Here is a 10,160-nt window from a genome sequence, read left to right on the forward strand (position 1 = left end):
GCTCAGGGCTACGGTGTTTATTCGCCGCCGGCCTTCTTCGCCGTTGGAGTCGAAGTTTCGGTCTTCTTGCCGACCGGCACCGAGATCGCTTCGGCCTTTTCGTCTGCGCTGTCGGTTTCGTCGGCCGCCTCGTCGGCGGCTTCCTCGGTCTTTGCAGCCGGCTTTGCCGTGCCGTCGTCGGGCACGCTGTTGTCGACCGCCGTGCCGTCGCCGCTCGCATCATCAAGGATGATCATCGAATCGCTGATCGTGCCGGGTTCGACCTCGACGGCTTCGAGCTTGGTCGTGGTCTTGCCGGCCGGTTCGCTGCCGCAGGCGGCGAGGGCGAGGAGCAGCAGCGAGGGGAGAAGGTTGCGGGTCATGCGTCCGTCCTAATCGTTCGCCGAAATTTTGTCGAGAAAGGCGGGCAACGCGTTGGCGAGCGCCGCATCGACCTCGGCAAAGCCCGCCGACCTGCCGAGCGCGGCCAGGCTGGTGACCGGAAATTCGGCTATGCCGCACGGGACGATGCCACCGAAATGCGACAGGTCGGGCGCGACATTGAGCGACACGCCGTGCAGCGTCACCCAGCGTTTCACGCGCACCCCGATCGCGCCGATCTTGGCTTCGCGGCCGTTCGGATCGTCGGTCCAGATGCCGATGCGCCCCTCGGCGCGGCGCGCCGCGACGCCGAATTTGGCGAGCGCGTCGATCACCCAGCCCTCGAGCGCCGAAACATAAGCGCGCACGTCGCGCCCGCGTTTCGAGAGGTTGAGCTGGACATATCCCACGCGCTGCCCTGGACCATGATAGGTGTACCGCCCGCCGCGTCCGGCGTCATAGACGGGAAAACGCGGGTCGAGCAGCTCGGCGGGATCCGAACTGGTCCCGGCGGTGTAGAGCGGCGGATGCTCGAGCAGCCAGATGCGTTCGCTTGCTTCGCCCGCGAAGATCGCGGCGGCGCGCGCCTCCATGTCGGCGAGCGCGCCGGGATAGTCGGTCAGGCCGGGCGAAACGGTCCATTCGGGTGGCGGCAGGCGGCTCATTGCGCCGCCTCCTGCCCCCATGCGCGAGCGAGTGCAAGGGGCGGGCGCTAAATCGTTAACAAGGCTGGACATCGGCGGCCAAGAGCGTCAGTCTCCGATGCCATCAAATGAGCAGAGGCAGGAAGTAAATGCCGAAATTCGATATGGGCGCGGCGTGGGACGACAGCATGGTTTTGCTGAAGTCGCACAGCGTGCTGACGGGTGCGATCGTGGCGGTCTTTTTCTTCCTCCCAAGGCTGGCGTTGAGCTGGTTCGGACCGGTGCCGATCGAGCCCGCTCCCGGTGCGACTTTCGATCAGGTCATGGCGGTTCTCAGCGCCAGCATGCGCCAGATTGCTCCCTATGAATTGCTGGTCAGCATGGTCGGCGCCATCGGGGGTGTCGGCGTCCTGCGGCTCTGGTTGTCGCGGACGGGTATCAGCGTTGGCGAAGCGCTGGTTTTCGCGCTCAAGATGATCCCGACGATGCTGGCGGTTCAGATCATCCTGACCGTCGGGCTGGTCCTGATCGCGATGCTCTGCGTGATGCCCGGCGTGGCCGCCGGCGGCGGCGCGGTGGGCATTTTGTTGGTGGTGATCGGCCTGTTCCTGTTTCTGGGTATCGCGATTTATCTGTGGGGCCGGCTGGCCCTGATCTCGGCCGCGATCGCCGATCGCTCGATCTTCAATCCCGTCGTCGCGATCGGCGAAAGCTGGAAGCTGACCAAGGACAATGGCTGGCGCGTCGCGCTGTTCCTGTTGCTCGTCACGATCGTGATCGCGATCATCTTCGGACTATTCGGTCTGGTCGTGGGGGCCGCAGTGGGGACGGGCGAGGGGATCGGCCGCCTGCTGACCGGGCTGGTCGAAGGCGGCGGTGCGGCGATCGGCGGGCTTGTCGGGGTTGCGATCGTCGCAGCGGCATACCGCCAATTGGCGATCCGCAGCGCGAATGACGTTTTTTCCTGATCCCGCAGGGAATGCCCGACGTTCCGCAAGCACAGGAAATGGTCGCAAAGGGCAGGATAGTCCGGTAAGCAGAAGCATTGGGACGCACAAAAAGGAATAAGGAACAGGTTCAACAAAGGGGGAAAATCATGGTCAAGATGAGTATCGGTGCGGCCTTTTCGGAGACGTTCGCGTTTCTGAAGGCCAATTGGATGCAGATGCTGATATGGGTGGGCGGCGCCTTGCTGCTGGTCGGATTGCTCGGCTATCTGTTTTTGGGATCGACCTTCTCGGCCCTGGCGATGGCGCCCAATGACCCCTCGATTATGATGGGCGCCTTTGGCAAGATCGGCCTGTTCGCGTTGATCGCCGCCGTCATCCTCTATGCCGCCTGTATGCTGATATGGCGCGGCGGCATGTATCCGGGGGAAGCTCCCAACTTCGGCTGGGCGCTGCAGGCCGGGCCGGCGTTCGCCTTTGGCATGTTCGTCGTGTTCATCGCCGCCTATATCGTCATTTTCATCGTCATATTGATCTTCGGTCTGATTTTCGGCGCCGCCTTGGGCGGAATGAGCGGTTTCTCACCCGGCGCGATGGAATCGGGCGCTGTCGGTGGCGGAGCGATGGCAATTGGCGCCATCCTCTATATCGGCCTGCTCGTGTTCATGCTGTGGGTGCAGGGGCGTTTCATCGTCGCCGGGCCGGTGATGGCGGATCGCCTGACCCGCAACCCGATCACCGGACTCAGCGAATCGTGGAAACTGACGCAGGCGTCGCAATGGACGATCGTGGGCTTTTACCTGCTCTTCACGATCCTGATCGTCGTTTATGCCTTTGTCGCCGGGTTGGTCTTCGGCGCGATCCTCGGCGGTATCGCCAGCAGCGGATCGATCGTGGCGGCGATCATTTCGATGATCATCACCGCAGCGGTCGTCTATCTGCCGATCCTGATGGTGTCCTTCTCGATGCCGGTCGGCGTCTATCGGGCGCTCGCACCGCGCGCGTCGGGTGACGTGTTCGCCTGATCGGGCTTGAAACGACGACAGAGGGGCGCTCCGGCAACGGGGTGCCCTTTCTGTTTCAGCTCAGCTCCATTTGGCGAGCGGCGGCAGGCTCATCAGGATCGCGTCGATATTGCCGCCGGTCTTGAGCCCGAACAGGGTGCCGCGATCATAGACGAGGTTGAACTCGGCATAGCGGCCGCGCCAGATCAGCTGCGCCTCGCGCTCGGCGTCGGTGAAGGGCAGCCCCATGCGCCGCCGCACGATCTGCGGGAAAATGTCGAGGAACGCTTCGCCGACCGCCCGGGTCAGCTGGAAGTTGCGGTCGAACTCGGCATCGTCGCCGCATTCGAGATGGTCGTAAAAAATGCCGCCGACCCCGCGATGGACGCCGCGATGCGGGATATAGAAATAATCCTCGGCCCATTTGGCGTAGCGTTCATAGACCTCGGGGCCGAACGGCGCGCAAGCGGCGCGCAGCCGCGCGTGAAAGGCGTCGGTGTCCTCGGCATATTCGATCGGCGGGTTGAGGTCGGCGCCGCCGCCGAACCAGCGCCGCGTGGTGACGAGGAAGCGCGTGTTCATATGCACGGCTGGGACATGCGGGTTCGCCATATGCGCCACCAGGCTGATCCCGGTGGCAAAGAAGTTCGGATCTTCGGACGCGCCATGGATCGATGCGGCGAAGTCGGGGGCGAACTGGCCGCCGACGGTCGAGACATTGACCCCGACCTTTTCGAACACCTGGCCGGTCATCACGCCGCGCACCCCGCCGCCGCCTTCGCCGGCATCGAGTCCCTCGGCCTCGCGGTCCCACGGCGTATAATCAAAGCGCGCCTCGCTGCCCGCTTCGGCCTCGATCGCTTCAAACTCGGCGCAGATTCGGTCGCGCAGCGATTCGAACCAGTCGCGGGCGATCTGTTGCTGGGGGTCGAGCGAAATCATGCGGGAAAGCCTTTCGTCTGCCGGAGCGCTTCGGCGAGCGCGATGCCAGCCGCGACCGCGACATTCAAGGAGCGAAAGCCGCTTTGCATCGGAATCGCGACGCGGGCGGTGACGGCATCGTGAACATGATGGGGAACGCCCGCGCTCTCTGACCCGAACAGCAGGACGTCGCTTTGATCGAAATCAAACTGCGGCAGCGGCGTCGCGCCTCCTGTGGTCAGCAGGACGAGACGCTGGCCGCCGATTTGCGACCATATGCGGAACGCATCCCAGCTGGGATGGCGCCGGACATTGGCGCGCACCGCATAATCCATGCCCGCGCGCTTGAGCGCGCCGTCGGAGAAGGGAAAACCGCACGGCTCGATGATATGCGCCGGCACGCCGAAACAGGCGGCGGTGCGCAGGGTGGTGCCGACATTGCCCGCGATATCGGGCTGAAACAGGGCGATTTCCATGCCTGCTCCATAAGCCGCATGGCCGTGCAAATCGAGGGCTTCGGCAGCGGCGCTTGCGACCGGTTCGCAAAGGGGAAATTGCCTGTTGGCAAGCCCGAACTGTGCCGCTATCAGGCCCGCAATTCCCGGAGGGGCCGCCGGGGCGCGGCATTTCGTGCGTGCGCAAAATGGGTGGCCCTCAGCCCGGGGAAAATGTCAGTTCAGCCATGCAAGGGCAATCGAATGGCCAGTGAAACCGAACATACCGCCGGAATCGAAGACGGGGTTCGACGCCGCGACTTCATCAACATCGCGGCGGTCAGCTTCGCCGGCGTCGGCGCGGTTGCCGTGGTGCTGCCGCTCATCAACCAGATGAACCCGTCGGCCGACGTGCTCGCGCTGTCGACGACCGAAATCGACATTTCGGCGATCCAGCCGGGGCAGGCGATCAAGACCAGCTGGCGCAAGCAGCCGGTGTTCGTGCGCAACCTCGTCGCCAAGGAAATCGCCGAAGCGAAGGCGGTGCCGCTCGGCGACCTGCGCGATCCGCAGACGATCGACGAACGCACCAAGCCCGGCAAGGAAAACTGGCTGATCACGCTCGGCGTTTGCACCCATCTGGGTTGCGTGCCGCTCGGCGCGGCCGAGGGCGAGAATCGCGGCGATTTCGGCGGCTATTTCTGCCCCTGCCACGGGTCGCACTACGACACCGCAGCCCGCATCCGCAAAGGCCCGGCGCCGAAGAATCTGGTTGTGCCGCCTTATGAATTCACCAGCGACACCGTCGTGACGATCGGCTGAGGAGCGAGATATTATGAGCTTTCCCTGGGCCAAGAACTACGAACCGCAGCAGCCGTTGATGAAGTGGCTGGACGAGAAGCTGCCGTTGCCGCGTCTCGTTTATAACGCGATCGGCGCGGGCTATCCGGTGCCGCGCAACCTCAACTATTTCTGGAACTTCGGCGTCCTCGCCGGCGCCGCGCTGGCGATCCAGATCGTGACCGGTATCGTCCTGGCGATGCATTATGCCGCCAATGCGGGGGTCGCCTTCAATTCGGTCGAGCATATCATGCGCGACGTGAACGCCGGCTGGTTCATCCGCTATGCGCATATGAACGGCGCGAGCATGTTCTTCGTCGTCGTCTATCTCCACATCTTCCGCGGTCTTTTCTATGGATCGTACAAGGCGCCGCGCGAAATGGTGTGGCTGCTCGGCGTCGTGATCTTCCTGTTGATGATGGCGACCGGTTTCATGGGCTATGTGCTGCCGTGGGGCCAGATGAGCTTCTGGGGCGCGCAGGTGATCACCGGATTCTTCTCGGCGATCCCGCTCGTCGGCGAACCGATCCGCGAATGGCTGCTCGGCGGCTTCGTGCCCGATAACGCCACGCTCAACCGCTTCTTCTCGCTGCACTATCTGCTGCCGTTCGTGATCGCGGGGGTCATCATCCTCCACATCTGGGCGCTGCACATCCCGGGTTCGTCGAACCCCACCGGCATCGAGGTGAAGGACGAACAGGATACCGTCCCGTTCCACCCCTATTACACCGCGAAGGACGGCTTCGGGCTCGGAATCTTCCTGCTCATCTTTGCCGCGCTGACCTTCTTCAGCCCGAACATGCTGGGCCATGCCGACAACTATATCCCGGCGAACTCGCTTTCGACCCCGGCGCATATCGTTCCCGAATGGTACTTCCTGCCCTTCTATGCGATTTTGAAGGCCTTCACCTTCAACTTCCTGTGGATCGACGCGAAGTTGTGGGGCGTGATCGCGATGTTCGCATCGATCGCCGTGCTGTTCTTCCTGCCCTGGCTCGACAGCTCGCCGGTGAAATCGTCGACCTATCGCCCGATGTATCGCATCTTCTTCTGGGTCCTCGTCGTCGACGTGCTGGTGCTCGGTTTCTGCGGCATGCAGCCCGCCGAGCAGCCCTATGTGATCCTCAGCCAGCTGGGTGCGATCTATTATTTCGCCCACTTCCTGGTGATCCTGCCAATCGTGTCGCGCATCGAACGTCCGCTGCCGATGCCCAATTCGATCACCGAGGCGGTTCTCGCCAAGCATGCCGACACGTCGTCGGCGGCCACGGCCTGAGCGCCGGACTTTAATAGGAGCTGATTCAGCCATGGTTCGTCCGCTCGGATTTCTCGTCGGTCTCGGTTTCATTACCGCGCTGGTGTTCGCGATTCTCACGACACCGCTCAGCAATGAAGAGAATGTCGCCCACAAGTTCCACGAGGAGCCGCGTCATCTCGCGCTGTCCAGTGACGGCCTGATGCCGCATTGGGACAAGCAGCAGCTGCAGCGCGGCATGCAGGTGTATAAGGAGGTCTGCTCGGCCTGCCACAGCCTGCACCTCGTCGCGTTCCGCGATATCGAAGCGCTCGGCTACAGCGAAGGCCAGGTGAAGACCTTTGCCAAGGGTTTCCAGGTGCCGTCGATCAACCCCGACACGGGTGAGCCGGCGACGCGCGACGGCCTGCCGTCGGATTATTTCCCGTCGCCCTATCCGAACGAAACTGCGGCGCGCGCGGCGAACAACAATGCGCTGCCGCCCGACCTGTCGCTGATCACCAAGGCGCGCGAAGGCGGCAAGGACTATGTCTATTCGCTGCTGACCGGGTTCCAGAACCCGCCCGCCAACCTGCCGGCCGAACTCAAGCCGGGTACCGGGCTGCACTTCAACCCCTATTTCGCGAACCTCAACCTCGCGATGGCGCCGCCGCTGACCAAGGGTCAGGTGACCTTTGCCGACGGTTCGCCGAACGACGTGAAGTCGATGGCGGCGGACGTCACCGCCTTCCTCGTCTGGACCGCCGAACCCAAGCTGGTGAAGCGCGTGCAGGTCGGCTGGGCGTCGGTGCTGTTCCTCGCGATGTTCAGCGTCCTCGCTTTCCTGTCGTACCGCAACATCTGGGCCGACAAGAAGCATTGAGACAAGCCGGGAGGGCGACCGCCATGATCGCCCTCCCGCCGCATCCCGACCTCGACCTGGCGTCGTTGGTCCGCACGATCCCGGACTTTCCCAAGCCGGGCATCCAGTTTCGCGATATCACGACATTGATCGGTGACGCCGTCGGCTTTTCGGAAGCCGTGCGGCGTCTTTCCGTTCGCGCGGCAAGCCATGCGCCCGACCTGATCGTCGCGGTCGAGGCGCGGGGTTTCCTGTTCGGCGCCGCGATGGCGACCGCGATGGGGCTTGGCCTGGTGCCGGTGCGCAAGGCGGGCAAGCTGCCGGGCGTCACCATCGGGGTCGATTACGAGCTCGAATATGGCGTCGACCGCCTTGAACTCCACGAAGGTGCAGTGCTGCCGGGGCATCGGGTGGTGCTGGTCGACGACCTGCTCGCGACCGGCGGCACGATCCTCGCCACCGCCGACCTGATGCGGAGTGTGGGGGCGGAGGTCGCGGCGGCGCTGTTCGTCATCGACCTGCCTGATCTCGGCGGGTCGGCGCGGCTGGCGGCAGCCGGGCTGGCGTGCGAGACGCTGATCGCCTTCGACGGCGATTGATCCCCAACGCAAAACGCCCGCGCGGTTCCTGCGCGGGCGTCGAAGCGTCCAAGGGGGAAGGGCGCTTTTAGAAGGGGACCCAGTTCTGCTTCTTGCGGAACTTCATATAGCCGACATTGGCACCCAGTCGCGCCCCGACACCGACGCGGATCGGGATCAGCACCACATCGCCGCGGCGCAGGTACGAGGCGTTGAAGCCGCCGATCAGATAAGCGGCGCCTTCGCCCGCCGGATAGCGCTTGTAGAGGTCGTTGCTGTCGAAGAGGTTATAGACGAGGACAAAGGTGTTGCCGGCATTGGCGCCCGCGTCGAAGCCGATCGACGGGCCGGTCCAATAGGCCGGCATTTCGCCCTCGATCTTGTGGAACAGCGTGCCTGAGCCGTAGCGCACGCCGAGCACCAGCGCGCCGCCGGCCTCGCGGCCGACGATATAGGCATTGGGCTCGCCCTGTTTCTTGAGGATGTCCTCGATCAGGCTGGCGAGGCCCTGGGCGCCCTTGCCGAACACACCCTCGGCGGCGCCGATCAGGTCGTCTTTCTTGTAGGTGCTGCCCGGTGCGGCCGTCGTCGCGCCATTGGGGTCGGCGGCGGTCGTCGTCGCGGTGTCGGGGGCGGTGACCTGGTCGCCGGTGGCAAGATCGCTGTCGTACGAGGTCTCGCCGCTCGTCGTGCTGGCCGGCGGCGGCGGGGGCGCCGGATTGTTGAGATCGGCATCGATCGCGGTGTTCGGGTCGATCTCGGTCATCTGGGCCGCCGCGGGCAGCGGCGACAGGGCGAGGCCGATCGACGCGATCGCCATCGTCGCAAGCTTGGAAAAGGACTGACGCATATATTCCCCCAGAATCTGAGGCCGACGACACGAAATCGCGCCGCGAACCGGCATTTACCATGACTCCAAATGGCGCGCGGGCAATGAACCGGCGATGACCTGAGTCGATTTTGCGTCGGACCGAATCGATTTCGGCGACGGAGTGATCGTCGCGCGTCAAAAAAGGGCAATGTTTGCGATTGCGGCGCGCGAAGCGGCTGGCTATAGCGCCCGCCTGAGCCAGCCTGTCGTTAGCGCGACAGACCATGCGGAGACGTGGGTGAGTGGCTGAAACCAACGGTTTGCTAAACCGTCGTACTGGTAAATCCGGTACCGAGGGTTCGAATCCCTCCGTCTCCGCCACCTTTCCAGCTTTGCCTGGAAAAACAACAGCATACATATTCCCGCTTGTCGGACCGCCCCGAATCGCTCCATAAGGCGGTACATAACAGCCTCTAAAGGCGCCCGTCCGGTCGAGGGAACAATATCGACCGAGCCGACCCAAATTTGGTGGGGTCGAAACTTGGATGCGCCGGCGTGACCGGAACCCGTGTCCAGCACCTTCAGCGTCGTTCGGGCATCTATCATCTGCGTGTGCGGGTGCCCGACGACATTCGGTCGCTGGTCGGGTTGACGGAAGTGCGTCGGTCGCTTCGCACAAATCAATCATCTCGAGCCCGGATCTTGGCTGCAGTTTGTGCAGCGCGTGTGTTCGAGGTGTTTGAGATGGTAAAATCTAGCAAGTTGTCAAAAGAGCAGATTCGAAATTTGGTTAGCAGCCTGTTCGAGGAGATGAAACGGGATATCGAAGCGAGCAGTATCGGGCGCGGTTCCGATAGGGATCGGAATGAGCAACTCTTCTGCTCGACGGAAGTCGCCGCTGCGGTTCAGACGCAGCGCGCCATTGGTGAGTTCGACTACCATGTGCAGTTAACTGCACAGGAAGCGTTGAAGCAATCCAGGCTCCGCTTGAATGATCTTGCAACGATTTCTCGCGAGGATCTTCTTGACGGCGTCGCTCGAGCTCTCATCGAGCGGGAGCGATTGTATCAGTTCCGGCTTGCGGATCGGATTGCCGATTATGCATCGGTGGACCCGCTGTTCTCTTCGCCACCTTTGGTCGCTGCGCAGGAAAATAAGGTTGTTGGTCCCACGTTGGGTGAAGCAATCGATACCTATTCGTCGTCCAAGCGGCGCGCTTGGGGCGCTCGTCACGACGCTGGATAGACTGAGCTTGAATTTGCTCGGGAGCGAGAAGTTCAGACTGTCGCATGAGCAGGATCTGGCGAAACGTCGGTACGTCGAAGCGCTGTCGGCTAAACAAGAGCGGCTGCTGCCTAGCATGCGAGCGCGTTACGCAGAACAATTGAACGCAAAGCTGTTCCGCCACGATATCATTGTGGCGGTTGACGTGACCCCCTGGTTTCCACCAGCGGGGATTAGAGCCCAGCAGCTTTGTTGCGCATGAGCGCGGTGTAAGCAATGGCCTGCGCAGCGGAGCCCGTAG

At 63.0% G+C, this 10,160-nt stretch carries 12 protein-coding genes and 1 tRNA gene; 8 read left to right on the top strand and 5 right to left on the bottom strand.

Translation table 11 applies throughout. From position 1 onward, the window contains the following. Positions 1 to 17: 17 nt before the first annotated feature. Positions 18 to 362: a hypothetical protein gene (locus ACREB7_RS19460; RefSeq protein WP_431593919.1), complete on the bottom strand. Its 345-nt coding sequence runs from the start codon at positions 360 to 362 to the stop codon at positions 18 to 20. Positions 363 to 371: 9 nt separating this feature from the next. Beyond that, on the bottom strand, positions 372 to 1,025 hold the full coding sequence (gene lipB, locus ACREB7_RS19465) for a lipoyl(octanoyl) transferase LipB (protein ID WP_431593920.1): 654 nt from the start codon (positions 1,023 to 1,025) through the stop codon (positions 372 to 374). Positions 1,026 to 1,153: 128 nt separating this feature from the next. On the opposite strand from lipB, the gene ACREB7_RS19470 reads away from it, so the two are divergent. Together ACREB7_RS19470 and ACREB7_RS19475 are read left to right on the top strand one after the other, a co-directional pair. Further along, positions 1,154 to 1,972, top strand: a complete 819-nt coding sequence (locus ACREB7_RS19470) for a hypothetical protein (protein ID WP_431593921.1) — start codon at positions 1,154 to 1,156, stop codon at positions 1,970 to 1,972. Positions 1,973 to 2,100: 128 nt separating this feature from the next. Beyond that, on the top strand, positions 2,101 to 2,976 hold the full coding sequence (locus ACREB7_RS19475) for a hypothetical protein (RefSeq protein WP_431593922.1): 876 nt from the start codon (positions 2,101 to 2,103) through the stop codon (positions 2,974 to 2,976). Positions 2,977 to 3,036: 60 nt separating this feature from the next. On the opposite strand, the gene hemF is transcribed toward ACREB7_RS19475, so the two are convergent. Together hemF and ACREB7_RS19485 are read right to left on the bottom strand one after the other, a co-directional pair. Beyond that, on the bottom strand, positions 3,037 to 3,897 hold the full coding sequence (gene hemF / locus ACREB7_RS19480) for an oxygen-dependent coproporphyrinogen oxidase (protein ID WP_431593923.1): 861 nt from the start codon (positions 3,895 to 3,897) through the stop codon (positions 3,037 to 3,039). Continuing rightward, entirely contained in the window at positions 3,894 to 4,352 is a 459-nt protein-coding gene (locus ACREB7_RS19485) for a tRNA (cytidine(34)-2'-O)-methyltransferase (protein WP_431593924.1), read from the bottom strand. The genes hemF and ACREB7_RS19485 overlap by 4 nt, the downstream gene beginning before the upstream one ends. Positions 4,353 to 4,574: 222 nt before the next feature. Between ACREB7_RS19485 and petA the strand changes: the two genes are divergently transcribed. From petA to ACREB7_RS19505, 4 genes are read left to right on the top strand one after another with little or no spacing between them, the layout of a single operon-like run. Beyond that, positions 4,575 to 5,132, top strand: coding sequence for a ubiquinol-cytochrome c reductase iron-sulfur subunit (gene petA / locus ACREB7_RS19490; protein ID WP_431593925.1), 558 nt, complete (start codon positions 4,575 to 4,577; stop codon positions 5,130 to 5,132). Positions 5,133 to 5,145: 13 nt separating this feature from the next. After that, positions 5,146 to 6,426 carry a cytochrome b gene (locus ACREB7_RS19495; RefSeq protein ID WP_431593926.1) on the top strand — a complete coding sequence of 427 codons (1,281 nt, stop codon included), beginning with the start codon at positions 5,146 to 5,148 and terminating at the stop codon, positions 6,424 to 6,426. A 31-nt stretch (positions 6,427 to 6,457) separates the two neighbouring features. Continuing rightward, complete coding sequence (locus ACREB7_RS19500; RefSeq protein ID WP_431593927.1) at positions 6,458 to 7,267, top strand: cytochrome c1; 810 nt, start codon at positions 6,458 to 6,460, stop codon at positions 7,265 to 7,267. 23 nt (positions 7,268 to 7,290) lie between these two features. Next, the gene (locus ACREB7_RS19505; protein WP_431593928.1) at positions 7,291 to 7,845 is read left to right on the top strand and encodes an adenine phosphoribosyltransferase; all 555 of its coding nucleotides are present in this window, start codon (positions 7,291 to 7,293) and stop codon (positions 7,843 to 7,845) included. 67 nt (positions 7,846 to 7,912) lie between these two features. On the opposite strand, the gene ACREB7_RS19510 is transcribed toward ACREB7_RS19505, so the two are convergent. Continuing rightward, positions 7,913 to 8,674: a DUF1134 domain-containing protein gene (locus tag ACREB7_RS19510; RefSeq protein WP_431593929.1), complete on the bottom strand. Its 762-nt coding sequence runs from the start codon at positions 8,672 to 8,674 to the stop codon at positions 7,913 to 7,915. Between the two features lie 249 nt (positions 8,675 to 8,923). Here ACREB7_RS19510 and ACREB7_RS19515 point away from each other — a divergent pair. Both ACREB7_RS19515 and ACREB7_RS19520 read left to right on the top strand, forming a co-directional pair. Next, positions 8,924 to 9,016 (top strand) — tRNA-Ser (locus ACREB7_RS19515). A 174-nt stretch (positions 9,017 to 9,190) separates the two neighbouring features. Next, the gene (locus ACREB7_RS19520) at positions 9,191 to 9,880 is read left to right on the top strand and encodes a DUF6538 domain-containing protein (protein ID WP_431593930.1); all 690 of its coding nucleotides are present in this window, start codon (positions 9,191 to 9,193) and stop codon (positions 9,878 to 9,880) included. Positions 9,881 to 10,160: the final 280 nt, after the last annotated feature.

Origin of the sequence: Sphingopyxis sp. (genome assembly GCF_050725615.1) — a bacterium.
Taxonomy (GTDB): Bacteria; Pseudomonadota; Alphaproteobacteria; order Sphingomonadales; family Sphingomonadaceae; genus Sphingopyxis.